This is a genomic window from Kosmotoga olearia TBF 19.5.1, assembly GCF_000023325.1.
Lineage (GTDB): Bacteria > Thermotogota > Thermotogae > Petrotogales > Kosmotogaceae > Kosmotoga > Kosmotoga olearia.
The window spans coordinates 757,817-782,855 of sequence record NC_012785.1; the positions used below are offsets into that span (position 1 = coordinate 757,817).

A 25,039-nucleotide genomic window follows, 5' to 3' on the forward strand; every position below is an offset into this window, starting at 1 on the left:
CTATGAAACTAAGTCACATGGACGACAAGGGCAATGCAAAGATGGTGGATGTCTCTGCCAAAGAAAATACAAAAAGAACAGCCAAAGCTTATGGAAGAATAGAAATGAGGCCAGAAACCCTCGAGCTGATCGTAAAAAATGGGCTTCCCAAAGGAGACGTATTCTCAACCGCCAGAATAGCCGGGATAATGGCTGCGAAAAAGACCTGGGAGCTGATTCCCATGTGCCACAATATTTCTCTGACTCATGTGTCTGTCGAGTTCAAAATTGACAGAGACCGTTCTGCTGTTGAAATCTTCACAACGGCGAGTTCCGTTGGAAAGACCGGAGTCGAAATGGAGGCGTTAACAGCAGCTTCTGTCGCTGCATTGACTATTTATGACATGGCCAAAGCGGTTGACAAAGAAATGGTCATAGCAGATATCTACTTATTGATGAAAAGCGGCGGCAAAAGCGGGGATTGGAAGAGAGGGAGCGATGAAAAGTGAAAATCAGATACTTTATCCTTGTTTTGAGTGATAAAGCATATAAAGGTTTGAGGAAAGACGAATGTATCGAAGCTGTGAAGAGTGTTATTAATAATGCGAGCTTCGAATTGATCGGAACAGAAATCCTTCCTGATGAATTGGAGCTAATAAAAAGGAAATTGGAAGAACTTGCTGATTCAGGAAAAGCCGATCTTATAATCACCAGCGGCGGCACAGGTGTGTCACCAAGAGATGTAACTCCAGATGCTACTTTGAAAGTGATTGAGAAGAGGATTCAGGGGATGGAGTACGCTATGGTTATGGAAGCACTTAAACGTACACCCAGGGGTTCAATCTCCCGGGCAGTGGTTGGAATTCGTAACGAAACTTTGATCGTCAATCTCCCGGGCAGCCCAAAAGCTGTTAAAGAAAATCTCAACGCTATAATAAATGCTATTCCCCATGCTATCGAAAAACTTAAAGGATCAGAAAAAGACTGTCATTGACTTCTTTTTCTGTATTTTACTTTTTTCCTGTTGAGGGAAGCCTTAAGGTGAAAACTGTTTCAAGCATAGGAAGTGACTTTACCTGAATTTTTGCGTCGATGAGGTCTGAAGCGTGCTTGACTATTGATAAACCTATTCCGAGACCGTTTATCGAAAGTTTCTTTGCATTTGTTCCCCGGTAAAACCTTTCGAAGATCCGGTGAATTTCATCCCTTTCGATTCCGATTCCTTCGTCCTTGACCGATATCTGGATTTCATCATCTTTCTCTACTGCATTAATTTCTATGTTCCCACCATCGAGGGAGTATTTCACGGCGTTTGAAACCAGATTGGCAAGAATTCTGTAAAGCAATAAAGAATCGGATTCTACGTAATGTTCCGGGGACACAAGTGTTTTTATCTTCAGTTTTTTTCTTTTGATCTTCGTCTCAAAATCCTCTATAATCTCTTCTATCAAGGATTTTAGATGGATAATTTCTCTTTTCACCACATAGTTACCCAGTTCAATATTGGCAAGTTCTCCAAGTTCTTCAATTAGTTTGGACAATCTTTCCGAGCTTTTGAGGATACCAGAGGCTGCTTCACTCAGTTCGGGCGGGATCTCATCTTTTCTGTCGAAAATAAGCTGCGCATAACCACTCACCACAGCCAGAGGTGTAGAAATCTCGTGAACGAAGAAGTTCACAAAATCTGTTTTAGCAGTTTCAAGAATCTTCTTTTCGGTAATATCTTTTAAAATCAGGAAATTCTTCCTGATCTTTATAATCATGTATTTCGTGGAGCTTTCTGCTGAAAGTTCAACCTGAAACTCGCCATTCTCTTTATTCAACAGGCACTCCGCAATCTCGAAAACTCCGGGAACTTTAAGAACCTCGTCGATAGATTTCCCTAAAACATCACCAAACAATCCCTCTGCAACACGGTTACAATCAATAATCCGCAGAGTTTCATCAACCTCTAATATGCCATCAGAAAGGCTGTCGAATATCGTTTTAAAATCACGGTTCAACTCTTCTCATCCTCCGGGATAACGAGTTTGTACCCAACTCCTCGCACAGTTTTTATGAATTCGCTCCCGATTTTCTCTCTGAGTTTGCTTATATGAACATCAACGGTTCTAAAGTCTCCAAAGAAGTCCATCCCCCAGACCCTATCGAGGATTTCCTGGCGGTTAAAGACTTTTCCGGGGTTCTCTATCATGAGTTTCAAAAGCTCAAATTCCTTTCTGGGAAGTTCCTCTTTTTTCCCATCCTTTATCATGCTGTATGAATTCATATCTATTTCAATGTCACCCAATTTCACAACGTTTCTGTCCTTTGGACCCATTTCGTAACGCCTGCTCACCGCTTTAATTCTGGCGATAAGGGTTCTTGGATTAAAGGGCTTGGTAATATAGTCATCAGCACCAAGTTCAAGGCCAAGGATCATATCAAGATCGGATTTTCTGGCCGTAAGAAATATCACCGGTATCTCTTCGTATTTTCTTTTAAGTTTTTTTATGACATCCAATCCACTGGCATCGGGAAGCATTATGTCCAGCACGATTAAATCCGGTGGGTCATTTTCCAATGCTTCCCACATGTTCCGGGCAGAATTTGCGGTTCTAACATTAAAACATTCCTGTTCGCAAGCAGTTTTCACTATGTTCAGGATATCCGGATCGTCATCTACCACTAATATTTTCACCGGCGCATTTCCTCCTTCAGGTTTTTTCCCTCAACTATGAAATATACTTCTTCGCAGATATTTGTAATATGATCAGCAGCCCTTTCGAGAAACCTGGTAACAAGCATTAGATCTATAAGTTGATCTGTAAACCCTACATTCTCAGGTTCTTTCATCTTTTCGATTATTTCATTTCTTATAAAATTATAGATATCATCCACTTTTTCATCGGATTTCCAGATGGATTTTGCAAGTTCTATATCCCTCGTGTAGTAGGCTTTTATTACGTTATCAAGCATGCTTTCTACTATGGCCATCATTTTCCTCATATGAGTCAGAGGTTTAACTAACGATCTACCGGTATTTGCAATCGCAACTTCCGCTATATTAACCGCGAGATCACCAATTCTTTCCAGATCAGTGGCGAGTTTTATCATCATCATTATGTAGCGGAGATCCTCAGCTAGAGGTTGGAATCTTCCAATAAAATTCACTGTCTCCATGTCGATTTTTCTCTGGAGATTGTCTATTATCTGGTCAGAATTTATGACTTCTTCTGCCTTTTTTTCGTCAAGATCTTCAAGGGCCTCGACAGATTTCACAAGATTGAATCTAACTCTCTCCATAAGGTCTGAAAGCATGGATTTCAATCTGTGGAAGTTAGCTTCAAGGTGCTGTTGCCTGTCCATTCTATACCTCCATTCAACTAAAAATCCCTCTAAGATAATCGCTAGTCCTGCAGTCTTTCGGATTCGTCGTCATTACATTTGTTTCGTCAAATTCGACCAACTCGCCCATGTAAAAAAACATCATGTAGTCCGAAATTCTCAGAGCCTGTTGTAGGTTGTGGGTTACTATCACTATTGTATACTTTTCTGACAGTTCCTCAATCAACTTTTCTATCTTTTGTGTGGCTATGGGATCAAGAGCGCTCGTTGGTTCGTCCAAAAGCAAGACCTCAGGTTCTACCGCTATGGCTCTAGCAATACACAATCTTTGCTGCTGCCCCCCGGAAAAATTAATGGCGTTCTTCTTTAATTCCCCTTTTACTTCATCCCACAGCGCCGCTTGTTTTAAAGAGCGCTCGACTATATTTCTGAGTTCTTCTTTATTTTTAACGCCATGGATACGCGGTCCATAGGCCACATTATCAAAGACACTTTTGGGAAAGGGATTTGGTTTCTGGAAGACCATGCCCACCTTTTTTCTGAGAACAACAGGATCGAGGGTCATTATATCCTCCCCATCCAATTTGACCGTCCCTTCAACCCTGTACCCGGGTATTAAGTCGTTCATTCTGTTAAGAACCCTCAAAAAGGTGCTTTTTCCACACCCAGAAGGTCCCACGACAGCTGTAATTTTATTTCTCGGAACTGTACAGGTAACGTTCTTTAACGCTTGTTTATTCCCATAATATACGTTAAGGTTCTCGATCTCAAAAACACCGTCTTTGCTCATAAGCCACTCTTTCTCCTTTCAGAAAGGCGTTTCAAATTAACCACGGCAAAAATCGCTACCACAATTATCATCATCACGGAAATTGTGCCTTCCAGATTCGACGTAACTGCTTCAGGATAAACTGTCGAGAGGACAAAGATATGGGTTGGAAGCGACATGGCAGGATCCAGAAGACTGTCTGGATTGCTGGTTATGTAAAACGCCGCACCGGTGAAAAGAATCGGTGCAGTTTCGCCTATTATCCTCCCTACGGATATTATCACGCCGGTTAAAATTCTCGAGATAGAAGCCGGGATAACAACTTTGAAAACCGTTTCGCCTTTTGTTGCCCCTAAAGCCATTGACGCTTCCCGATAAGAATCCGGAACAGCCTTTAAGGCTTCATGTGTATTGGATATGATATACGGAAGAGCCAGAACCCCGAGTGTCAATCCTCCAGATAAAAGCGATGTCCTGAACCCAAAAGTTATACTAAACAACGCCAAACCAAACAACCCGAAGACAATGGAAGGAATGCTTGAAAGCACGTTTGTGGATCCCAGTATTATTTTCTTCAGCCAATTCTCCGAGCTGTACTCACTGAGAAAAACAGCTCCCAATATTCCAATTGGAATAGAAAAAGTCAAAGCAATCAGTAGAAAGTAAGCACTTCCAAGGATAGCTGGAAATATTCCACCGGATTCCATGGAATTTGAAGGAAACTTCGTCAAGAATTCCCAGGATATACTATCAAGACCTTTGGCAATTAAAAAGGTAATCAGTGATATTATCGCAGCAGCAAAAGAGAAGCTCACTGTACCCATCAAAATGCCCATGAATTTATCCAGCTTCATATTCTTTACCACCTTTAAGTTTCATGGCTATTATTGTAAACAAGGTTGAGATAACCAAGAGTACGACCCCAATCATGAAAAGTGCGTGGTAATGAGTACCCCCGAGCTCTACCTCCCCCATCTCACCGGCAATAGCAGAAGTAAGCGGCCTCACAGGATCAAAGATGCTGGAAGGTATCATCGTAGCCCCACCAGAGACCATCAACACGACCATCGTTTCACCAATAACCCTGTTAGTTCCAAGTATTATCGCATTCAAAATCCCCGACCTGGCCTGAGGAACAACTACCTTAAATACCGTTCTTGTTTTGTTGGCACCCAACGCCAGTGAAGCTTCACGTTGATTCTTTGGTACGGAGCTAAGAGCATCCTCGATGAAAGTCACAAAATACGGCATGGCAAGAATTGAAAGCACCAGAGATGCATTGAATATATTCAACCCCGTCCAGACATCAGGAAAAGTATTCATTATCCACTGAGAGACGTACTTCAACCCAAAAGCACCAAGCACCACTGAAGGAATTCCAGCAGTCAGTTCAAAGACAAATTTCATAAGTTCGCGAGTCCTTCTTGAACTATATTCGGACATATAAACCGCAATGATGAACCCTAACGGAATACTGAATACCAATGTAAGTCCCGTAACACTCAATGTTCCCACAAATAAAGCCAAAATGCCGTATTCAGGATCTTCGTAAGTGGGAAACCAACGCGAGCTGAGGAAAAATTCCTTCAGGCTCACGTCTTTAAAAACACTTATACCGTTGGAAACCAGAAAGTATAGTATTCCAAAAACTATTACTGTCGTTAGGAAAGCAGAGACAAAAACCAGTACCTTGATAGTTGCTTCTCTGTATCTCTTCAATTTATCTACCTCACTTCTCTATACCATAAGCATTAACATAGCCGACCTTCAAAACAAGAGCCTGTCCCTCTGGAGAAAGCGCAAATCTTATGAAATCCATGACCAAACCTGTTGGAAGCCCTTCCGTAGCATCGACAAACATGAACAGAGGTCTGGATATCGGATATTTTCCGGAATTCACGTTTTCTACGGTTGGTTCTATTCCCTCTACTTTCAGAGCCTTCACCTCATCGGTTACGTATCCCATTCCGATGTATCCAATGGCATATTTGTTTTGCTTCACCCGTTCCACTTCGGCATTGGTTGAAGGCAGCATTTGAACGTATGGGGCAAACTTCTCCTTTTTCATAACGTGTTCCACGAAATATTCGAATGTACCGCTTGCGTTGTCTCTCGAATAAACTACTATCCTCTTTTTAGGAAGAGAAGGATCGATCTGATTCCATTTCGTAATCTTTCCAGAATAAATCTTGTAAAGCTGATCAATGGTTATTGAATCAATTCCTAGAGACTTGTTAACGATAATAGCTATCCCATCGTAAGCAACAATGAAAGGTATAAAATACCTACCTTCAGCATTCATCTTTTTAATTTCGGAAGACTTCAACCATCTGCTTGCATTGGCTATATCCGTCTGTCTGTTAAAGAGAGCTTTAATTCCCGTTGATGAACCGGCACCTTCGATGCTTATATCAACATCGGGATGCAGTTTCTTAAATTCCTCCGCCCAAAGCTGGGCAACAGGATAAACAGTGTTTGATCCCTTTATCACCAGAGTTTCAGCAGATATTATGAGTGCAGTAAGCAGAAAAACTAACAAAAATGCCTTTTTCATTCTCTATCCCTCCTTGTGAAGATTGGTGTCATTAATCTTATACAATTCTTGTTTTATATGAGTATTAGGTGATTTTTATCGTGGAAACAAAAATACGCAACCAACTAATCTTCTATACTACTTCTACCTATGGCACCTATTTTTCGGATATACCCATATAATATGTAATATAAGATGAAGATTAATTCTTTTAGCCTTTGGCTGCTATATTTACAAATTCCTGGCCAGTAAAATTTGCTGGTGTTGTTTTTTAGTTATCGAAAAGGTACTTTCTGCAAAACATTTCAAACGAAAGGAGGCATTCTGATGGAATTGACGCTAAAGAGACATATCTTGAATCCCCTGCTATCACCCAAACCTCATCATACCTGGGAGTCCAAATACGTTTTTAACTGTGCTGTGATTAAAAGAAATGGACTATTTCACATGATCTATCGAGCTCAAGGAGAAGATATGGTATCAAGATTGGGGTATGCGGTAAGCACTGATGGTTTGAGATTCAACCGACTTGAATCACCTGTATTTGGTCCGGCCTCCCAATGGGAACTATACGGTGTAGAAGATCCCAGACTCACTGAGATCGATGGAAAAGTGTACATGCTTTATACCGCTTATTCGCCTCACGGGGTAAGGGTCTCCATGGCTTCCACAAGAGACTTCATTAGATGGGAAAGATATGGTGTTGTAATTCCGGATATTAATAACAAAGATGCGGCTTTATTTCCAGAAAAGATCAATGGTAAGTATGTAATGTTTCATAGGATTGAGCCAGACATGTATCTGGCTTTCTCGGACGATCTGATTCACTGGGATAATTTTGTATCCATTGCAGGGCCAAGAAAAGGTTACTGGGATAATCTCAAAATAGGTGTTGGAGCTCCACCAATAAAGCTTGAGGAAGGTTGGCTTGTACTCTACCACGGAGTCGAAAAAACCGCCAGGCCAACTTACAGACTTGGCTTTATGTTACTTGATCTCAATGATCCATCGAAAGTCATTAAAAGGAGCGAAGAGCCAATTTTAGAACCTGTAGAAGATTGGGAGATTTTTGGTGGAGTTCCCAATGTGGTGTTCTCCGATGCGATGGTAGAACATGATGGTAAGTTCTATGTGTATTACGGAGCCGCTGATAATCATATAGCTCTTGCAACAATCGAAAAAGAGGAAGTTCTCAGGTGGGTCCGATCGTAAAGGAGGACATTAAACATGAAAAAATTGGGAATCATGATTTTTATACTTTTTGCTTCACTTGTTCTTTCAATCGGCTTAAAATTTGAAGACCTGAAAGACCTGAAAAGATTGAGTCTTTCCCCTGTTCTCATGCCACAGGGTGTAGACTTTGAAAGCAAAGCTGTTTTCAATCCAGCCGCGATTGAAATTGAGGGAACAGTTTACCTTTTTTATAGGGCTGAAGATTGGACTGGAGTAAACAGATGGAATGGAACTTCGAGAATCGGATTGGCTAAAAGTCAAGACGGATTAAACTTTACCAGGGAATCCAGCCCTATAATAGAGCCCACTGAGAAGTATGAGATTCCTGGAGGTTGTGAAGATCCAAGGATTGTAAAAATCGATGACCTATATATTATGACTTATACAAGTTATGATGGAAGCACAGCAAGATTGTGCCTTGCATATTCGAAAGATCTGAAGCACTGGACTAAAATTGGCCCTATTATAAAGACAATGAAATGGTCAAAATCTGGTGCTATCATCCCTAAAAAGATAAATGGAAAGTATTACATGTACTTTGGAGATTCCAAGATTTATCTGGCTACTTCCAACGACCTGAGAAACTGGCAGGTTTATCTAAAACCTGTACTTTATCCCAGACCTGGTAAATTTGATAGTCGTCTCGTCGAACCGGGGCCCCCTCCGTTAATAACAGAAGAAGGTATCCTACCTTTCTATAATAGCGCTGATTATTCAGGCATTTACCGACCAGGAGCTACACTTTTCGATCCTATGAACCCCAAAAAACTGCTTAAAAGAACAAGAAAGCCTTTGATAGAACCTGAGCTTTCTTGGGAGAAAAACGGCCAAGTACCAAACGTAATATTCCTTGAAGGAAGTGTTATACACAATAATTTTCTCTTGATCTATTACGGTGCCGCTGATACATACATAGGCGTCCTCGGTATGCCTTTGAACTAAAGCAATAGCCTCATAATCCCATAACCAAGCCGGAGTTTCCCTCCGGTTTTTTTGTTTGTCTTCATTTTCGTTCTATCTGAGACAGCTCTTCTATGACCCTCTTTCCGCAATCTTTTTAACAAATATCAAATCATCTGAAGTATTCAGATAGATCTTGCGGAGTTTCCTCCCACGTGTTCAGCAATGATGGAAATTTTTCTATTTTTAGATAAGCTCGGGCGAACTCTATGTTATCTCCATTGTTATCTCCATTCAGCTTGGCATTGTTCATAAGAATACTGGTTCCACCAAAGATCTTCGCTTTCAATCTTTTTCTGTTTGTACCAAGAACCATCATATCGTTTATCAGGCGGTCCATGGCATTAATTCCCAGCCTACAATCAGGATTCACATAAAAATCCTCTGAGATATATCCGCGCTGCCATTAGTGATCTCATCGGTACTGTTAGAAACGGAATCAGCGTTGTTCCAAATGCCTTTGAGGTTTCTAGGAGCAAAAAGAAACAGTAAGTTCACAGTTTTAGAGCAAAAGGAACGTTGAATGTTTACATTTCTGAGTGTAGATTAGCTCTTAAAGAGAAGTTTTAAATATATCCTTGAAATGGTGAACTAATTTGGAAAATGAGTCGTTTGTCCAAACAAAAAAATTATCGATCCTGGAAGGGATCGCTTTTAATGGCGTATTTATACTAACGCAGGGCTTCCTCCTAACGGGGTTGGCCCTGCAATTTAACGTTTCGGAGAAAATTCTCGCAATTCTCGGTGTTATTCCTATGCTATCCCAAATGTTCCAGATACTCTCTCCAAAGCTCTTGAGACTCGCCAAAAGTAGAAAGAAAGCGATGCTCATTTCAGCTTCAATCTCGAGACCTTTGTTCCTCATTATCCCAATTCTGCTCACGCTTAATTTGAGAAATCAATATCTCCTCCTTTTGATAATGTTGGTATTCGGAGCTTTTAACAGCCTCACAGGAAATTTCTGGGTATCCATTATGAGAGATATCGTATCCCAGGAATCCTCTGGAAGGTTCTTTGGAGTTAGAAACCTGTTGATCTCGCTGTTTTCTATGGTAATGATTTATTTTTATTCCTGGATAATCGACAGTATGGGAGAATCTGCAGGATTCATAACTATTACTATAATAGGAAGTATATTTTCTCTCAGTTCTTATTTTATGCTCAGGAAATATGAAGATCCTCCCAAAAAGGAGTACCTTACTGGTAACATATTTAAAGAAGCTTTTTCAGACGAAAATTTCAAAAAGTTCATCATTTTCTCCTTCTTCTGGAATTTCACCATAGCTATTAGCGGTCCGTTTTTTTCCTATCACCAGATCGTCAACCTGAAACTCGACTATTCCTATATGAGTATCCTTGCTTTCATAGCCACTGGTATATCTATGGTTTTTTACATAATATGGGGAAAGATTTCTGACAAAATAGGCCATCAGAGCGTAGCAGAATTTTCGGTTTTCCTTGCTTCGCTAGTTTCTTTTATTTGGGTATTCATGAATCCCCTAACCCAGGGCTATCTCCTGGTAATTGATGCTTTTATAACCGGACTTGCCTGGAGCGGGATCAACTTAACACTATTCACTATAATGCTTGGAATAGTTAACCCCGGAAATGTAGAAGCTTATTTTGCCGTACTGTCGCTTACTAACGGCATAGGAGCATTGACAGGCTCTTTGATCAGTGGGCTTTCCGCGACTCTTCTAAAAGATATCTACTTCGAAATCGGCGGAATGCCGTTTTACGGGATACAATTTCTTTTCCTCACAAGTGGTATATTGCGTGCAATTTCATGGCTTCTCCTCAAAAAGGTTAAAACCAGAAAAGAAGTATCTGTTCCGGGGTACTTTTTCAACGCCCTGTACATCGTTGGCAGAAGGGCAGTATCACGTCCTTACGAATACGCCTCTATCTTAGCCAAAACAGGAAGACAGCTAAAAAAGAAGATTTTTAAGAAAAAATCTATCAAACCACAAAAATAAGTTAATCGCTCTAAATTATTCTTGCCAATTTTCCATGATCAATACAAACCCTCTTACTTTTTTGATTTGACAGTAAAATGTGCTAAAATATAGGTAACCCTATATTTTAGAGGTGAGACTATGGTAATTACTCCCGCGTTGGAAAACTATATCCGTGTACTCTATGATCTGCAAACTTCTGAAAAGCTACCCAGAGTAAAGCACGTAGCAAAAATGCTCAAAGTTAAAGTACCTACTGTGGTTGAAAGCTTGAAAAAACTGGAAAATGCCGGGATTTTGGAACACGAAAAATACGGATACATTCGATTAACTCCTAAAGGAATCGCATTAGCAGAAAGGATCCACAAAAACAACAGGATAGTTTACGAGTTCGCCACCAGGTTTTTAGAACTTTCATCAGATGAGGCACAAGATCTAGCTTGCAAACTGGAGCATATAAGCAACATTCGATTTTTCACAGCTCTTTCTGTGATGATGGATTTTCTAAATGAAAATCCTGAACTAAAAAAGCGCTTTTACATACATATCAAAGACCACCAGGAGGTGTTCGGTTTGACTTTGGCTTCGGTTGAGCCTGGAAAAATTGTGAGAATAAAGAAATTAAAAGGTACAGAAAGCTTCAAAAAACGCCTGATGAGCATGGGCATCATGCCAGGAGTAGAGGTTCTGGTAGAGAGGATTGCTCCCCTTGGCGACCCCATAGAAGTGAAGGTGAAGGGTTACAGATTGAGTCTTCGAAGAGAAGAAGCCAGGAATATTTTAGTGGAGGAATGATAATGCCGTTAAGTATGGCTACTCCTGGAATTTATAGAGTCAAAGCGATAAATGGCGGTAGAACGATGCTAAAACGTCTTACAGATATGGGGCTACGAATAGGAAGCATCCTACAAGTTGTTTCAATAAATTCCTTTGGACCGGTAATTGTACAGGTAAATAACACAAGACTTGCGCTAGGTAAAGGTGTAGCACACAGAATCATTGTGGAGGGGGCAGAATGAGATGGAAAACATAAAAGTAGCTCTAACTGGCAATCCTAATGTTGGCAAAACCGCTATATTCAATGGCCTCACCGGAATGCGACAACATGTAGGAAATTGGCCAGGAGTAACCGTCGAAAAAAAAGAAGGCACATATATCCACAAAGGAATCAATTTTTTGGTGACTGATTTACCGGGCATTTACTCTCTTTCGGCGGTTTCTATAGACGAAAGAATAGCAAGGAATTTTTTAACTGAAGAAAATCCAGACGTTGTTGTTGCCATCATCGATGGAATGAATCTTGAAAGGAATCTCTATCTAGTTTCCGAGTTGATGGATCTTGGGGTGAATCTAATAATAGCAGTCAATTTTATGGACGAAGTAGAAAAAAACGATATGAAAATAGATATTCAGAAGCTTTCTGAAGTTTTTGGAGTCCCGGTTGTAGGCACAGTGGCTATTAAAGGCCATGGTATCCAAAAACTTAAAGATGAGATATTCAAAGCTTCGCAGTCAAAAAGCGTTTCATTTATTAGATATAGCGATGAGCTGGAACAGTATATAAAGCAGATCGAAGAAATATCAAGGCTTTTCAACATAAAATCACCCTTTAGGACACGATTTCTGGCTCTAAAATTGATTGAAGAAGATCCGGAGATCTTTGAACAGATGAGACTCTCTGTTAATAACGCCAGGCAATTTTCGCGATTGTTGAATGAAATTCTTTCAGATATCAAACAAAAACATGATGACCCCTCGGTTTTTGTGGGTGATGAGAAGTTTAAATTTATCAAGAGAACTCTAAAGAACATTGTAGAAGGCAGCGGAACAAAATCTGAATCTTTGACAAATAAGATGGATAACATATTCACCCATCGTATTTGGGGGCTTCCAATCCTATTCGGAATTATGTATACCGTTTTTCAATTAACCTTTACGCTCGGAGGTATTTTCGCTGATTGGCTGGATTCTGGAATGGGGTTCTTAAGCGATTCGGTACTGAGTTCAGTTCAAAATGAGATACTGGCATCATTTCTTGCTAATGGAGTAATTGGTGGAGTGGGATCGGTTCTGGTATTTGTACCGAACATCTTTATCCTTTTTCTCTTGATCGCTGTACTGGAAAATGTAGGTTACATGGCAAGAGCAGCCTTTGTTATGGATAAAGTGATGAATGCAATAGGGCTTTCTGGAAAATCCTTTATACCCATGATCCTTGGTTTTGGTTGTAATGTACCAGCAATTATGGCAACAAGGACTATAGAAAAAGAAGATGACAGAATAATCACAGCTGTTCTTAACCCTTTAATTCCATGTTCAGCAAGAATTCCGATCTTTCTCGCATTCGCTGGAACGTTTTTCCCGAAACACCAGGGATTGATAGTTTTCTCGATGTATATTATAGCAATCGCTTTAATAGTCATCCTGGCTAAAATATTGAAAACAACCTTGTTCAAAGGAACACCTGCTCCATTTGTTATGGAATTACCTCCTTATAGAGTCCCAAGCTTTTCACAGGTAAACAGCGAAGCGTGGAAAAGAACCTCTCTTTTCGTGAAAAAAGCGGGAACCATTATATTTGCGGCTGTCATAGCAATCTGGTTGTTAGCCTCTCTGCCAACTGGTGTCGAATACGCATCGAAAAATAGCTACATCGGTTTAATAGGAAAGGCAATTGCCCCAATCTTCAAACCAAATGGATTCGGGAACTGGCAGAGTTCTGTTGCTTTAATATTCGGATTTATGGCCAAAGAAGTTGTTGTTGGAACTTTGGGCGCTCTCGCTGGTGGGATTGAAAACCTCGGAAGCTTTCTTTCAAACCTTTTCACACCTATTTCAGCGTACTCGTTTATGTTATTTAGTTTGTTATACGTCCCCTGCGTAGCTTCACTGGGGATTCTTTTGAAAGAGGTTGGAATGAAATGGACAGTCCTTTCAGTAGTGCTGCTTATTTCACTCGCATATTTCGTTTCCATGGCATTCTATCTTATCGGCTCCTTATTCATTTAGAAAGAGAGAATCTACCTTTTGCCTAAACGGTAGATTCTCTTTTACTCAAAACGCAGAAGCATTTTCCTGATTAATCAGCTTCTTCTTATTCCATGTTCATTTTTTCCTTTATCTCCTTCACTTCCTTCTTCAGGTCCTTGATTTCTTCGAGAAGCTCTCTTATTTGCTTTTCCGAATCCAAGCCAGAGTCCAAATTCGTTTTTTGCTGATAGGGCGAAGAAACATACCTTAACAGCGCTAACGCTGCGCTTCCTATAAGTCCCAGAATCAAAATCCAAAACAACCATCCAATAAACGAAGGAACAGGTGGTAACATCTTTCCATCCCCCTTTCACCTTGTTTCCTAAAATTTTTTCTAAATCCTCCAAATAGGGTTAAAAACTTGAAATCTGTCTGCCAAGAAAAACTGCTTCTGCTTCATTTTGATCCAAAATGAATCCGGTTCTCTCATATAACCTGCGTGCCGCAGTATTTTCGATTTCCACCCATAACATCGCCGTTTTCACGCCTTTTTCCTTTGCCCTTTGTAGGCCCTTTAACAATAATTCTTTTCCTATCCCTTTTCTTCTTTCGCTTTCTGCTACACCTATATTTCTAATCAAGCAACTCTTTTTGCCTGCTCCATAGATATTGATCACAATAAACCCTTTTAATTTCCCATTTATTTTATTAACTAAAACGATGCTCTCGTCGCTGTTAATCCATTTCGTTAATTCATTTTTCGTCACATTAAATGAATCAAAAATAGTTCGCTCCAGATCTAAGAATTCTTCAATATCTTTTTCTTTCAATTCTTCAATAAAATGCATATTTTTCGTTTGAAATCTTCTGTTTTCCATATCCAGATAATAACCTACGTGTACACATTTAACTCTGTATCCCCATCGAGATATAATATCTTTCTTCTCCATTACATCATTGAAATTACCCGCATATCTAAATATGAAATCGGTACCATCTTTTTCGACTGTTTCAAGACCTCTTTTTAGATCATCAATTGTATTTGCACCCCAGAGTAATTCATTCTCCGTGCTGGTTCTTACCAACAAAAATAATCCTTCAGGCAACTCATAAATCTTTCCAATTTTACTCACATCACCATAAAAAAAGTTCTCAGGATAAGATCTTCCCTTTTTTAGTATTTCTTCAACATCCATTTCGTGTTCACCTCAAATTATTTTTTCTAAATATACACTTAGAAAGAATGCATAGAAGCCCAACATAACGGTGATACCCCCACACCCAGAACCAATATATCACATATTTCAAAAAATCTAAATGGCTTTGTATCAAATACTAGAAGTCCTTTTTCTGAGAAACCTCTGGTTCTTTCTGGATCCGGGGCTTTTTCAGGTAATCATAAAAAAGCCGGGCAGTGAGAAAGCTCAGGTAAGCTAGCAGAAGTTTGGACGTTCCAAAAGATGGGTTCATATATTTCAAAACCTGAGGGAATACAACGAGGAAAAGTACAAAGAAACCGGACAACACTTTGTTCTTGATCGTGAACGTATGGAAAAATAACAATCCTACGCTGAAGAAAAGAGCGATGTCAAACACAACCGCAATCTTTTCTGTGAACAACTTCGAAAAAACATCGTTTAACTGCACATAAATCGCAAACGTCGTGTACACCGGGAACAAAAACCACGAAAACCAGCGAAAGCGTTTCAATATCCAGCAAGAAAAATATACGAACAACGGTACCGCAATCCCGACATAATTAGCAAGCAGGTCGAAGTTATCATAGGCTCTGTACGACAGATAGCCTTGAATTGTTTCAAGCCCGAAGGGTATCGAAAGCAGGACTGTTCCAAAGAATACGCACAACCCTTTACCAATACCGCTCTTTACGAGAAATAGATACAGGACACTGCCGAGCGCAAAGATTCCAAAGTGCACGACTTTATCAGCATTGTGTCCGGCATTTTCTATACTGAAAGGTGCCGTATATAGATATGTAAGGATAACTCCATATATCACAAACAAAATTACCGCAATTTTCGATTTTAGATTCATAAGTTTATTTTAACCTAAATCCCTTTTTTTCACCACTCATTATTAAACAAAGTGCCTGAGAAATTAGTTTCCGTATTTTGGAAATGTCTTTCCGGGAATCGAGATCCGGTGTTCGAGAGCCGAGAATAGAGAAGGACACGTTTTTCCCTCTATTCCCTATTCTACACGGGAGAAGTTAAGACCTGTAGATCCTGCATCAGGTTCAGGATGACGAGTTAAAATTGCTAGGCTGTAATAAAACGCTGTTTTTTATCGTAGGGGCAGAACATGTTCTACCCTTCGTGGTTAATATAATTTGCTATTGGTCGTCTTGCCTTCTCGGATTCTCGTTTTTTCAGTTGGCACGGTTTTGTTTATGGAAAGTCGAGGCAAAAATTCCAATTTTTAGGAGGGGTATTAAATGAGAAAAAGAGGATTTTCACTCGTTGAACTTCTTATCGTTTTGGCGGTTATCGCTGCGTTGATCGCTACAATCACACCGGTTGCGTTGAACGCTATCAAGAAGGCACAGGCTACAAAGGTTGCACAGAACCTGAAGACACTCGCTAGCTCCTTTGAGAACAAGGCATATGTTGATGGCACAGCTCCATCATCCATTAGCGATCTTGGAAGAGATATCGACACAGCCAAGTATGGTGTTGCTTATACAGAGTCCGCCGGGGATTACACAGTCGTAGTATTCACAACAGAAGATGTCGACTTCAACACTGTTCAGGGAATCCTGAAGGATGCGGTAAATTCCGATCCAGGTACCAGTGGTTACACTTTCCTGAGTGGTGGTCTTAACAGCACAACTGGCGGAACAGTATTCTACGAATTCAGCTTTGTAGTCTATTGATGAATTCAAATAACAAAAAAGCCTCCCATGTGGGAGGCTTTTTCTTTTTCCAATACTTACAAAGGTATTTCTATAAAACTTTCATTCACAACTCTTATGAAATCATCGAAATCTTTTGGCGCAAGCAAAAGAATATAATCCTCGTTTTTTAACTCCAGAAGAAGAACTCTTGTTCCCACTGCCACTATTTTTGCCTTCTTACCGTTTTTCAATTTGAAGCTTCCGATTCGATAATCCCCGGCTGAAGTTCCAAAGGTTCTCAAGACAGGTTTATACTCATCAACTTCTTTCCAATCTAGAATTCTTGCGGAAACCACATCTTCTCTGTTAACAACGATCTTTGTGACCCGCGATATATTAACCTCAAGCTTCCCATCTCCAACCTTAACGCCGGCTCCAGAAGGATTAACTATCAAAAGCCAGATCATAAAAAACGTTGTTGCACCAAGAATATAAGAGGTAATCCTCAACCTTTTATCACTTGTAACAAAAAAGGTAACCAGGGTCATCACAGCAAGCAGAGCAACAACACCGTAAGAAATCAAATTTACAAGGTGTGTGCTCCCAAGAGCGAAAAATTGATCCATACCATTTGCCTCCTTTGCTAGGTACAGTATGTACCCATATTAGAAATAATTCTTATTCTTTGGATTTTTGACTTCTAAACCCTAGAATTTATATTCTGTGGTGTCTTAATGTCTCTTTTGTTTCGCAGAGCACGCATGCGTATTCCTTCACCAGAGTATTTAACCAGCGCCCGATAGCCTTCTGTACTATATCACATAGTACAGTTTCCTGTCAAACATGCCATTTAATTCTTAAAATGAGAGGTGAAAAATGCTTTAATGCTGGAATACGGAGGATCGTTCTGTAAGTTTGCGATACTGTGCGCTGTTTCGCAGCGCACAGTATCTGTTTCTCTGGTCTTCAGTTCTCAAATCTGTATTATTCATCGTTCATATTTACGTGCCTTATTTCGTCTGGTAACTGAAAAGTACCATCGGCTGTGGGTTCAAAACTTACAACATCAACAACCGCGTCAAGGTTCAGTGAACCATATATGTGAGGAAACAAATCACCGTTACCCGGATCTTCGTATTTTATGGGCGATATTAGTTTATCCCTGTCTATTACAAGAAGCACAAGTCCTTTTTGGCCAGCAAAAAGAGTGTTCGCTACTTCAATCACCTGATCAATCTCGGATGCATGGATAAATCCTTCCGTTTCAAGAGTATCCCCAAGGTAAATACCTCTATCTAGAGCTTCTTTCCACTTTTTTTCAGAAACGATATGATAAATGAGATGCAAGGTACCACCCTCCTCATCATGCATGATCCATTTAAAAACAAGGGACAGAATATATTCTATTTCTACAATAATACCAAAACTCAAGATCCGGTAAGTATGCTGATACGTAAGCAAGCTACAGGATGATATAAGAGCCGGTTTGAGAACAGGTATGGTGTTGTAGAGATTCACTCCAAATCTCCCAGACCACATCAATATCATAGCGACAGCCAAAGCGGTTCCGGGAATAGCTTGCGGAAGGTTGAGAGTATGTCCATGGCTTTCGAATGGTCATTTATGGAATCAAGCAAGCTGTTGGGCTTCATTACACGGTGAATGCTTACTATAAGGTATAATATGGATAACTACACTGAACTATTTATAAAGAGGAAGAATTCCCTATGGTTGAACTACTTAAGCTGTACGTTAAGTCGAAAGCTAAACCTTCAAAAAATACAGAATTGATGGGATATATTTTTCCTTCCGAAAATATTGGTTTGTACCTCCATGTACCTTTTTGTAAGCACTTTTGCGATTTTTGTCCTTATCATAAGTTGAAGTATGATCCTGCTCTTGCTAGAGAGTATGCGGGATTAGTCAAAAAAGAATACCGGCTTCACGAACCTAGAAGATTTAACTCGCTTTATATAGGTGGTGGTACTCCTTCGGGAGACCTGACTCTTTTGAAGGAATTACTGGATTTTCTCAGGGATAACGTTATGGGTGAAATCGCGCTGGAGGTGCATCCCATTGACGCAACTTCAGAAAAACTGCAAGAGATGAAAGAATTGGGGATTAATTACATTAGTCTAGGCATTCAATCGTTGGATGATGATGTTTTGAAACATTTCGGTAGAGGATACAGTGCAAAAACCAATTTTCTAGCTTTAGAAAATAGCATTAAAGCAGGTTTTGATTTTGTGGATGTGGATTTAGTCTTCGATCCGTTGGCTTTTGCAGATAAAAAGATCCAATCTGATCTGGAGAAGATTATGAAACTTTCGCCACAGCAGATTTCCGTTTATCCTATGATGCGTTTTTCCTGTACCAAATTCAGAAACACGCGGAACAACAGCAGAAAAGAATTGAAAATTTTCGATAGGTTAGACGAAATCGCAGACAAGAATGGTTATGAGCGGGATACTCTCTGGACTTATAAAAAGAAAAATTTGGTTGGAAGATACACTTCTGTCGCGAGAGAGTTCTACCTTGGTCTTGGGCTAAGCGCTTCAACTTTTTCGGGGGAGATTTTTGCGGTAAATACCTTTTCAATGAACCTCTACAGAAAAAGGCTTGAAGAAGGAAAACTTCCGATTGAAATTGTGTACCATTTGAAAGGCTTACAGGGAGCACTATATTACTCTTTTTGGGCTTTTTATGCAGGAAAACTGGATTTTGCCAGATTGTCCAGATTCTTTCCTGATTCGTCTAAAAAGCTTCGAGTTTTGTTTGAAACGCTTCGATTGACGGGGTACCTGTCAAAAAGCAGTATGATCTACCATCTCACTCCACGTGGTCAAAAAAAGCTTCATCAATTTGAAGAATGGTTAACGTATGCGTTTATAGACCCAATATGGTGTCAGCTGAAAGAGAACGCCAGAAACTTTAAGGACTTATTTTAATTATTACCAAACTCTCATTCCGATCAATCTCAGTTTTTTCTCAGATAATGTATCGCTATCTGTTCTATCGGAAACGGCAACAAGCATATTGAGATATTCGTCAATATTATCTTCAGGAGCACCAAATCTTTCACCAACAAAAGAACCTACTATGAAAAGCTGGGATGCTTTGTTACCAGAAAGTACGGTCCCAACATCTGGAAATCTAAACGTACCACCTTTACCATCTTCATCTGGCAAAGCAAAGAAACGACCGTTCAATACCCTGACGCCATGAGATGCATTTCCAACGCCACTAACCCCCTGACCATAAGTTATGATTATATCTCCTCCAATTGAAATTACAGTGAGGGATTCATCATTTTCTTTGCTTGAAACTTCTACCACAAAGTCCTTTACTGAATTAATCGCGTGGTTTACTACAGGACTCCCGCCATTGCCGTTGTTGAAATCAGTGTAAAGTGAGTCGTAGATTAAATTAGAATGCAATGTGACGTCACCCTCAACTAATATTTCAAAATTTCCGTCTATTCTTTGTGCCTTCTGAGCATCAGTGCTTGGTGTATTTATGTTATAGTCAAAAACTGCGTCTCCGTGTATCAAGATTCTGAGCAAAAAGTCCTGTTCTGGAATGGTCACCAGAGGGATTCCGTTTGCTCCTAATATTACCTTTCCACCGTCGAACTCAACCAGTACTTGATCTTCCGGTGACGGTGGATACACTTCAAGAACTAATGTGTCAGCCAGTTCTGGTACAACTGGGTTGTCAAGATTTAGCACCGTACTCTCATAGCTGCTGAACTCCTCCAGATATTCCTCCCTAAGGTCTGAAAGATAGGTTTCAGCAGGTGTGGATATCTGGGTATAGTTAAAATCGTAACCTTCGCTAAATTCAACTTGATGAGCTGCTACTCCCTGTAAAAATATATTCGCTGGATCATTTTCTTCAGCCACTTCGATTTTACCCAACACGGTTACAGGACCATATAAAAGATCACCAGTAAATACTTGACTACCAAATCCACGGCCTTTTTTGGCTGATTTCAACTCAGAAAATTCCCTTTCGATGGTCCCAAAAGAAAGTACGGGAAATATTTTTTCTCTTTCTTCCGTTGCAACTCCTAAAGCATATCCTCTAACATTAGGCTTTTTAGCCCAACCTATAATAATATAATCGCTAATATTATCACCTGTTTCATATTTGTAGATCACTGCACCAAAATCGTAATCACTCACCCATGGTAAGTTTTCCAGGAGACTAATAAAATCTCTTTCCTCAGAAAGATTCCAGCAATTTCTCGCCGCTATTTTTTCCAGGGCGTTTCCCCAATAAGTACCTTCAAGGCCACTTCGAGAGGTCACAAATTCCTTAAAGTTGGCGAGATCTTGCCAATCGTCTTCGAAATTTGAATCCACGTAGTTTGCTACAAGGTAGCCCAGAGCAAGTTCAGTAACATTGGCGGCTACATTCTGAGCCATAGACATGGTCTTGAAAGTTCTTATTTTGTCTATCGACCTGCTTACCTGCAGACTAACTGTATAAATCATAACAGAGCAAAATACTAATACAATGAGTATCATCGGAAGAATGAAGCCATTTTTATTTTGACAACGAGTATCTGACAACATGGAAGGACTCCTCCCTTCCCGTGCTTATATCCTCAAGCGTGACCGTAAAATCCACAATATTTTCTTCGAGTCCTTCAATATTTCTAACAGTTAAATCTCTCACCAGAATATTATTCAATCCGGAATCTTCAAAAATCTGATTGAGTAAACTTTTGCTTTCAGCCCCCGCTGATGGTGAATTCCTCAAAAAATCTTCTACGATTTTTTCGGCCACATGAAAATTTACAGTAAGAATACTCTCGCTGGACAGCTTTTTATAGTGCACAAGTAACGGGAATCCAGCCGAAACAAAAATCCCAAGTATCACCAATACAACAATAAGTTCAACAAGTGTGTATCCCTTTCTCAAAAATACTTCACCGCCCCTTCTATCGTCTTAGAAAGGTTCTTATACTCAAAGGTTACTTTATAAAAGAGCCACTGATTGTGAGGGTAAACTGAAAAGTCCACAATGTCTTCAGCTATAACTTTGGATGTCAAATTACCATCAGAATTCGGAAAATAAAAGATCAACTGCTTCGTGTCAGCATCATGAGATATGAAAGCGGTGAGCGTAGCATAATGGGTTTCAGAAGACTCATCCCCTGCATATGGAACAGCAATGTTCAGGTATATGGTGTCAGAAGTTTCAGTGATGGACGCCAAACCCGTCCAGTGACGGGACACGATATAACGCAAAGATGTTTGAAAATTAATGATATTCTCTTCCAGCTCTATCGATGCATTTATTACGTTGGCATTCTTAAGTATCATTCCGGTGATCAATGTCGCTGTCGTTATAATAATTGTTGATAAAATCAAGGCTACGAGCGTTTCTGTTAAAGTGAATCCCTTCTTCCCAATAGATTTCTTCATCGATATCTCCACCAATTTTCAGGGAAAAACAACCCTTGAATTCGTATATACGACTTAGTCTTATGATTACTTCCTAAATAATTATAGCACTTTCCTGCTATGTCAAGAAAGTGCTGTAAAAACATCCCTGTATCCTAAAACAGGCTAAGATTCCAATGTTTAGATATCTCCTTCCAAGTAGCCATTCTTCGTTAATGTCAAGCAAAATAGCAACAGCCAACCTCAAAAGTGCCGCATCATTTGGAAAAGCTCATACCACTCTAGTACGCCTTTTTAGTTCTTTATTTATCCGTTCCAGCATATTCATCGTTTTTATCTTTTCCAATGACTTCGTGGATTTTTCTGGTAATTAAACAAGCCGAATATGAATCTTTCACAGGTTTCCGCCGCTTTTTTGAACCCTTCTTCTTCAAGTTCCTCAATAAAGGCTTGTAACTTTTTCTCATCTGCAAGGCTCTCTTTCAACCGTTCTGCTATCTCTTTCCAACGTTTACGAGGTACTTTTTTCAGCACATCCCTCACGAAATGTACATGGCACATCTGCCAGCTCGCTCCAATGAACGCTTTTTTCACCGCTGAGATTATCCCTCTGTGACCATCTGAGATAACAAGTTCTACCCCTCTCAATCCGCGGTTCTTTAGTTCTTCAAAGTAGTCTTCCCAGAAGAGTTCATCTTCAACATCGGCGATCTTTGCACCAAGTATCTCCCTATGTCCATCTTTTCTCACACCAGCTACCACGTACAGAGCTTTATTAACATATCTAACTCCATCCCTGACTTTGAAATAGCTGGCATCCACGAAAAGATACGGTATCTCCTCTTCTATTTTCCTGTTGAGAAACTCGTACACTTTTTCATCCAATTCCTTGGCTATATTAGAAACTGTTCCAGGTGAAAGTTCTTCAGCTCCAAGGGTGGATATTATTTCTTTTATCCTGCGAGTAGAAACACCCTGGAGATATGATTCGACAATAGCATTCTTCAACGCTTTCTCTACTCTTGAATATTTTTCAAAGACCTTGGTTTCAAAGGGGAATTCCCTGAATTGAGGTTTCTTCAATTCCAATTTCCCTAACCTGGTGTTCAAGCTTCTTTTTCTGTAACCGTTGCGGTGTGCTCTTCTGCTTTTTGTTCTCTCGTAGTAGTCTGCTCCAGCCTATATTCGAGCTTCGTATTCCATAACCGTGTTCAAAAACCAGGTTAGAAGACTTCTCATTCCCTCTTCATTTTCTGTTAGAAATTGGAGTATAATATCTTTGATTTCCATAGGCCCTGTATCCCTCCTTTATATGGTTTGTGTGTTTTTCCTATTCTAGGATACAGGGCTTTTTATGTTTTTACAGCATTTATTTTATACTGCCTTGAAACTTCCAATTGAAGAGAAAAAAATCGAGAATTTAACGATAGGCGAACGGGCAAAACCCGGTATAGAACTAATAAAAAAACGTAAATTACCACCTGAAATTGCGCAGGCAAAAATCTCAATTCTGAGGTTTTCAGGTCTTTCGGTCGTATTTCTACCCTTTGAAATGTTCTTTGAAACCTGTTGCAAAACCAAGGAAAACGTCGTGATCGTGAACTACGCCAATATGTACAGACCGTACCTTGTCCCGGAAAATATTAGAGGAACATACGAATGGATTGTTTCACCCTATCCTGATGAAGCCGAAAACATTGTTCTATAATTTTTGGAAAAACACACCTGAAAACAAAAGAAATAGAAGTATAATTTAGTAAATGCTGTTAACAGAGGTGATGATATGTTAATCGAGCGAGTGCTGATCGTTGACCCCGTAGACGGAGAATACACCGGGAGCGTGCAATTCGGAGAAAAGATAGAACGAATAATGAAAAAAGAAACGGATTACGATTATATACTCATGCCAGGCTTTATAGATCCTCACACGCACGGTCTCGTTGGAATAGACACGATGGAAGCCTCAAAAGCAGCCTATGAAAAATGGATAAACGAAAACTTTTCTCGGGGAGTAACCCACTTTTTGCCAACAACTGTCTCAGCATCAAAAGAGGATATTTTGCATATTTTAAAAAGATTCAAAGGTGTCAGGAAATCAATAGGCGGGCTTCATCTTGAAGGCCCTTTTATAAGTATAGAGAAAAAAGGTGCACAGAATCCCGAACATATCAGAAAACCATCACTTGAAGAGCTAAAAGAAATAATAACTGACAGCGTGCGGCTGATCACAATGGCACCGGAAGTGGAAGGTTTTTATGAGGTTTTACCGTATCTGACTGAACGTGACGTAAGGGTGAGTATTGGCCACTCAAACGCTGTATTTGAAGACATGGCAAAGGCGTTCCAGAACAATGTTAGGAGAATAACCCATTTCCCTAACGGTTTGAGAGCTCTCCATCACAGGGAATTAGGAGTTGTTGGCGGAGCGCTATATCTGGATTTTACAATAGAGCTTATTGTGGACGGTGTTCACTCTTCACCGGAATTCGTTGATTTCACGTATCGAATAAAAGGGGCAGACAAGATCATACTGATAACAGATTCAATATCTGCCACGGGGTTGAAAGATGGAAGTTACACGCTGGGTGGTCTTGATGTGAAAGTAGTTGGCGGTAAAGCGACCCTCGCTGATGGAACCCTCGCTGGTAGTACACTCACTTTTGACAATGCGGTAAAGAACTTTCACCGTTTTACACACTGTACGCTGAAAGAACTCGCAATGGTTTCTTCTTACAATGCAGCGCGTGATCTTGGAATAGACGATGAAGGCCGGATTAAAGAGGGGTACAGAGCAAATTTTGTTCTCCTCGATAAAGAGTTGAATGTTGTAAAGACGGTCTTTGAAGGGAATGTGGTTTACGAGAAGTGAGATCCGGGAAAAACATGACGCTCGCGAGGCTGTCAGCTGATGGAGCGACATTTGTGAAAGCTGTGCGCTGCTATGCAGCGGCTGTGCTGAGCTTCGCTCAGGCTATGCGTGACTTCGTCACGGCTATGCGCAACGGAGTTGCGGCTAAGTACATTAAAAAGCGAGATTGGATGTTGGAG

28 protein-coding genes and 1 pseudogene are annotated in these 25,039 nt (G+C 40.1%); 12 read left to right on the top strand and 17 right to left on the bottom strand.

All coding sequences use genetic code 11. The features are described 5' to 3' along the window. The first annotated feature begins 2 nt into the window (after positions 1-2). Together moaC and KOLE_RS03570 are read left to right on the top strand one after the other, a co-directional pair. A complete protein-coding gene (gene moaC, locus KOLE_RS03565) occupies positions 3-488 on the top strand; it encodes a cyclic pyranopterin monophosphate synthase MoaC (protein ID WP_015868085.1) in 486 nt (161 codons plus the stop codon). Beyond that, a complete protein-coding gene (locus KOLE_RS03570; protein ID WP_015868086.1) occupies positions 485-973 on the top strand; it encodes a MogA/MoaB family molybdenum cofactor biosynthesis protein in 489 nt (162 codons plus the stop codon). The genes moaC and KOLE_RS03570 overlap by 4 nt, the downstream gene beginning before the upstream one ends. A gap of 16 nt (positions 974-989) precedes the next feature. On the opposite strand, the gene KOLE_RS03575 is transcribed toward KOLE_RS03570, so the two are convergent. From KOLE_RS03575 to KOLE_RS03605, 7 genes are read right to left on the bottom strand one after another with little or no spacing between them, the layout of a single operon-like run. After that, positions 990-1,982: an ATP-binding protein gene (locus tag KOLE_RS03575; RefSeq protein WP_015868087.1), complete on the bottom strand. Its 993-nt coding sequence runs from the start codon at positions 1,980-1,982 to the stop codon at positions 990-992. After that, positions 1,979-2,659, bottom strand: coding sequence for a response regulator transcription factor (locus KOLE_RS03580; protein WP_015868088.1), 681 nt, complete (start codon positions 2,657-2,659; stop codon positions 1,979-1,981). Before KOLE_RS03580 ends, KOLE_RS03575 begins: the two co-directional genes overlap by 4 nt. Beyond that, positions 2,656-3,327 (bottom strand): phosphate signaling complex protein PhoU, encoded by a 672-nt coding sequence (gene phoU / locus KOLE_RS03585; RefSeq protein WP_015868089.1) that lies wholly within the window; start codon positions 3,325-3,327, stop codon positions 2,656-2,658. Before phoU ends, KOLE_RS03580 begins: the two co-directional genes overlap by 4 nt. Before the next feature lie 13 nt (positions 3,328-3,340). Then, positions 3,341-4,096 carry a phosphate ABC transporter ATP-binding protein PstB gene (gene pstB / locus KOLE_RS03590; RefSeq protein WP_015868090.1) on the bottom strand — a complete coding sequence of 252 codons (756 nt, stop codon included), beginning with the start codon at positions 4,094-4,096 and terminating at the stop codon, positions 3,341-3,343. Beyond that, positions 4,093-4,929, bottom strand: coding sequence for a phosphate ABC transporter permease PstA (gene pstA, locus KOLE_RS03595; protein ID WP_015868091.1), 837 nt, complete (start codon positions 4,927-4,929; stop codon positions 4,093-4,095). Before pstA ends, pstB begins: the two co-directional genes overlap by 4 nt. After that, positions 4,916-5,794, bottom strand: coding sequence for a phosphate ABC transporter permease subunit PstC (gene pstC, locus KOLE_RS03600; protein ID WP_015868092.1), 879 nt, complete (start codon positions 5,792-5,794; stop codon positions 4,916-4,918). Before pstC ends, pstA begins: the two co-directional genes overlap by 14 nt. A 10-nt stretch (positions 5,795-5,804) precedes the next feature. Then, on the bottom strand, positions 5,805-6,629 hold the full coding sequence (locus tag KOLE_RS03605; protein ID WP_015868093.1) for a PstS family phosphate ABC transporter substrate-binding protein: 825 nt from the start codon (positions 6,627-6,629) through the stop codon (positions 5,805-5,807). 306 nt (positions 6,630-6,935) lie between these two features. On the opposite strand from KOLE_RS03605, the gene KOLE_RS03610 reads away from it, so the two are divergent. Both KOLE_RS03610 and KOLE_RS03615 read left to right on the top strand, forming a co-directional pair. Continuing rightward, entirely contained in the window at positions 6,936-7,820 is an 885-nt protein-coding gene (locus KOLE_RS03610; protein WP_015868094.1) for a glycoside hydrolase family 130 protein, read from the top strand. A 15-nt stretch (positions 7,821-7,835) separates the two neighbouring features. After that, positions 7,836-8,783 carry a glycoside hydrolase family 130 protein gene (locus KOLE_RS03615; protein WP_015868095.1) on the top strand — a complete coding sequence of 316 codons (948 nt, stop codon included), beginning with the start codon at positions 7,836-7,838 and terminating at the stop codon, positions 8,781-8,783. A gap of 130 nt (positions 8,784-8,913) precedes the next feature. Here the strand turns inward: KOLE_RS03615 and KOLE_RS03620 are convergent, their stop codons facing one another. Further along, positions 8,914-9,174 carry a hypothetical protein gene (locus tag KOLE_RS03620; protein ID WP_041288634.1) on the bottom strand — a complete coding sequence of 87 codons (261 nt, stop codon included), beginning with the start codon at positions 9,172-9,174 and terminating at the stop codon, positions 8,914-8,916. A gap of 223 nt (positions 9,175-9,397) precedes the next feature. Between KOLE_RS03620 and KOLE_RS03625 the strand changes: the two genes are divergently transcribed. The 4 genes from KOLE_RS03625 (at position 9,398) to feoB (ending at position 13,765) form a co-directional block, all read left to right on the top strand. Beyond that, a complete protein-coding gene (locus KOLE_RS03625) occupies positions 9,398-10,777 on the top strand; it encodes an MFS transporter (RefSeq protein WP_015868096.1) in 1,380 nt (459 codons plus the stop codon). Positions 10,778-10,897: 120 nt separating this feature from the next. Beyond that, positions 10,898-11,551 (top strand): metal-dependent transcriptional regulator, encoded by a 654-nt coding sequence (locus tag KOLE_RS03630; RefSeq protein ID WP_015868097.1) that lies wholly within the window; start codon positions 10,898-10,900, stop codon positions 11,549-11,551. Positions 11,552-11,553: 2 nt separating this feature from the next. Beyond that, positions 11,554-11,775 carry a FeoA family protein gene (locus KOLE_RS03635; RefSeq protein WP_015868098.1) on the top strand — a complete coding sequence of 74 codons (222 nt, stop codon included), beginning with the start codon at positions 11,554-11,556 and terminating at the stop codon, positions 11,773-11,775. 1 nt (position 11,776) lies between these two features. After that, entirely contained in the window at positions 11,777-13,765 is a 1,989-nt protein-coding gene (gene feoB / locus KOLE_RS03640; protein WP_015868099.1) for a ferrous iron transport protein B, read from the top strand. Positions 13,766-13,850: 85 nt separating this feature from the next. On the opposite strand, the gene KOLE_RS03645 is transcribed toward feoB, so the two are convergent. The 3 genes from KOLE_RS03645 to KOLE_RS03655 all read right to left on the bottom strand — a co-directional run bounded on the left by KOLE_RS03645 (position 13,851) and on the right by KOLE_RS03655 (position 15,781). After that, positions 13,851-14,081 carry a hypothetical protein gene (locus KOLE_RS03645; protein ID WP_015868100.1) on the bottom strand — a complete coding sequence of 77 codons (231 nt, stop codon included), beginning with the start codon at positions 14,079-14,081 and terminating at the stop codon, positions 13,851-13,853. Positions 14,082-14,139: 58 nt separating this feature from the next. Continuing rightward, positions 14,140-14,922, bottom strand: a complete 783-nt coding sequence (locus tag KOLE_RS03650; protein ID WP_015868101.1) for a GNAT family N-acetyltransferase — start codon at positions 14,920-14,922, stop codon at positions 14,140-14,142. A 139-nt stretch (positions 14,923-15,061) separates the two neighbouring features. Then, on the bottom strand, positions 15,062-15,781 hold the full coding sequence (locus KOLE_RS03655; RefSeq protein ID WP_015868102.1) for a VanZ family protein: 720 nt from the start codon (positions 15,779-15,781) through the stop codon (positions 15,062-15,064). Positions 15,782-16,181: 400 nt separating this feature from the next. On the opposite strand from KOLE_RS03655, the gene KOLE_RS03660 reads away from it, so the two are divergent. Further along, complete coding sequence (locus tag KOLE_RS03660; RefSeq protein WP_015868103.1) at positions 16,182-16,619, top strand: type II secretion system protein; 438 nt, start codon at positions 16,182-16,184, stop codon at positions 16,617-16,619. Positions 16,620-16,675: 56 nt separating this feature from the next. Here the strand turns inward: KOLE_RS03660 and KOLE_RS03665 are convergent, their stop codons facing one another. Next, positions 16,676-17,206, bottom strand: a complete 531-nt coding sequence (locus KOLE_RS03665; RefSeq protein ID WP_015868104.1) for a PH domain-containing protein — start codon at positions 17,204-17,206, stop codon at positions 16,676-16,678. 358 nt (positions 17,207-17,564) lie between these two features. Next, positions 17,565-18,098 (bottom strand): DUF952 domain-containing protein, encoded by a 534-nt coding sequence (locus KOLE_RS03670; protein WP_015868105.1) that lies wholly within the window; start codon positions 18,096-18,098, stop codon positions 17,565-17,567. Positions 18,099-18,307: 209 nt separating this feature from the next. Here KOLE_RS03670 and KOLE_RS03675 point away from each other — a divergent pair, with 209 nt between their 5' ends. Further along, entirely contained in the window at positions 18,308-19,528 is a 1,221-nt protein-coding gene (locus KOLE_RS03675) for a radical SAM protein (protein WP_015868106.1), read from the top strand. A gap of 3 nt (positions 19,529-19,531) precedes the next feature. Here the strand turns inward: KOLE_RS03675 and KOLE_RS03680 are convergent, their stop codons facing one another. The 4 genes and pseudogenes from KOLE_RS03680 to KOLE_RS03695 all read right to left on the bottom strand — a co-directional run bounded on the left by KOLE_RS03680 (position 19,532) and on the right by KOLE_RS03695 (position 23,281). Beyond that, positions 19,532-21,157, bottom strand: a complete 1,626-nt coding sequence (locus KOLE_RS03680; protein ID WP_015868107.1) for a hypothetical protein — start codon at positions 21,155-21,157, stop codon at positions 19,532-19,534. Then, entirely contained in the window at positions 21,129-21,506 is a 378-nt protein-coding gene (locus KOLE_RS03685; RefSeq protein WP_015868108.1) for a type II secretion system protein, read from the bottom strand. The genes KOLE_RS03680 and KOLE_RS03685 overlap by 29 nt, the downstream gene beginning before the upstream one ends. Then, the gene (locus KOLE_RS03690) at positions 21,503-22,012 is read right to left on the bottom strand and encodes a prepilin-type N-terminal cleavage/methylation domain-containing protein (protein ID WP_015868109.1); all 510 of its coding nucleotides are present in this window, start codon (positions 22,010-22,012) and stop codon (positions 21,503-21,505) included. The genes KOLE_RS03685 and KOLE_RS03690 overlap by 4 nt, the downstream gene beginning before the upstream one ends. A 97-nt stretch (positions 22,013-22,109) precedes the next feature. Next, a pseudogene (locus KOLE_RS03695) lies at positions 22,110-23,281 on the bottom strand (IS256 family transposase). Positions 23,282-23,345: 64 nt separating this feature from the next. Here KOLE_RS03695 and KOLE_RS03700 point away from each other — a divergent pair. Next, on the top strand, positions 23,346-23,699 hold the full coding sequence (locus KOLE_RS03700) for a hypothetical protein (protein WP_015868110.1): 354 nt from the start codon (positions 23,346-23,348) through the stop codon (positions 23,697-23,699). Between the two features lie 75 nt (positions 23,700-23,774). After that, positions 23,775-24,860: an N-acetylglucosamine-6-phosphate deacetylase gene (gene nagA, locus KOLE_RS03705; RefSeq protein WP_015868111.1), complete on the top strand. Its 1,086-nt coding sequence runs from the start codon at positions 23,775-23,777 to the stop codon at positions 24,858-24,860. Positions 24,861-25,039: the final 179 nt, after the last annotated feature.

Bases quoted from the DNA above. Each gene is read 5' to 3' on its own strand.
- phoU (WP_015868089.1), bottom strand. From the start codon at position 3,327: ATGGACAGGCAACAGCACCTTGAAGCTAACTTCCACAGATTGAAATCC.
- KOLE_RS03650 (WP_015868101.1), bottom strand. From the start codon at position 14,922: ATGGATGTTGAAGAAATACTAAAAAAGGGAAGATCTTATCCTGAGAAC.
- KOLE_RS03690 (WP_015868109.1), bottom strand. From the start codon at position 22,012: ATGAAGAAATCTATTGGGAAGAAGGGATTCACTTTAACAGAAACGCTC.
- KOLE_RS03610 (WP_015868094.1), top strand. From the start codon at position 6,936: ATGGAATTGACGCTAAAGAGACATATCTTGAATCCCCTGCTATCACCC.
- moaC (WP_015868085.1), top strand. From the start codon at position 3: ATGAAACTAAGTCACATGGACGACAAGGGCAATGCAAAGATGGTGGAT.
- pstA (WP_015868091.1), bottom strand. From the start codon at position 4,929: ATGAAGCTGGATAAATTCATGGGCATTTTGATGGGTACAGTGAGCTTC.
- KOLE_RS03675 (WP_015868106.1), top strand. From the start codon at position 18,308: ATGGTTGAACTACTTAAGCTGTACGTTAAGTCGAAAGCTAAACCTTCA.
- KOLE_RS03700 (WP_015868110.1), top strand. From the start codon at position 23,346: ATGTTTTTACAGCATTTATTTTATACTGCCTTGAAACTTCCAATTGAA.
- KOLE_RS03660 (WP_015868103.1), top strand. From the start codon at position 16,182: ATGAGAAAAAGAGGATTTTCACTCGTTGAACTTCTTATCGTTTTGGCG.
- KOLE_RS03605 (WP_015868093.1), bottom strand. From the start codon at position 6,629: ATGAAAAAGGCATTTTTGTTAGTTTTTCTGCTTACTGCACTCATAATA.
- KOLE_RS03665 (WP_015868104.1), bottom strand. From the start codon at position 17,206: ATGGATCAATTTTTCGCTCTTGGGAGCACACACCTTGTAAATTTGATT.
- feoB (WP_015868099.1), top strand. From the start codon at position 11,777: ATGGAAAACATAAAAGTAGCTCTAACTGGCAATCCTAATGTTGGCAAA.
- KOLE_RS03615 (WP_015868095.1), top strand. From the start codon at position 7,836: ATGAAAAAATTGGGAATCATGATTTTTATACTTTTTGCTTCACTTGTT.
- KOLE_RS03635 (WP_015868098.1), top strand. From the start codon at position 11,554: ATGCCGTTAAGTATGGCTACTCCTGGAATTTATAGAGTCAAAGCGATA.
- KOLE_RS03655 (WP_015868102.1), bottom strand. From the start codon at position 15,781: ATGAATCTAAAATCGAAAATTGCGGTAATTTTGTTTGTGATATATGGA.
- nagA (WP_015868111.1), top strand. From the start codon at position 23,775: ATGTTAATCGAGCGAGTGCTGATCGTTGACCCCGTAGACGGAGAATAC.
- pstB (WP_015868090.1), bottom strand. From the start codon at position 4,096: ATGAGCAAAGACGGTGTTTTTGAGATCGAGAACCTTAACGTATATTAT.
- KOLE_RS03680 (WP_015868107.1), bottom strand. From the start codon at position 21,157: ATGTTGTCAGATACTCGTTGTCAAAATAAAAATGGCTTCATTCTTCCG.
- KOLE_RS03645 (WP_015868100.1), bottom strand. From the start codon at position 14,081: ATGTTACCACCTGTTCCTTCGTTTATTGGATGGTTGTTTTGGATTTTG.
- KOLE_RS03630 (WP_015868097.1), top strand. From the start codon at position 10,898: ATGGTAATTACTCCCGCGTTGGAAAACTATATCCGTGTACTCTATGAT.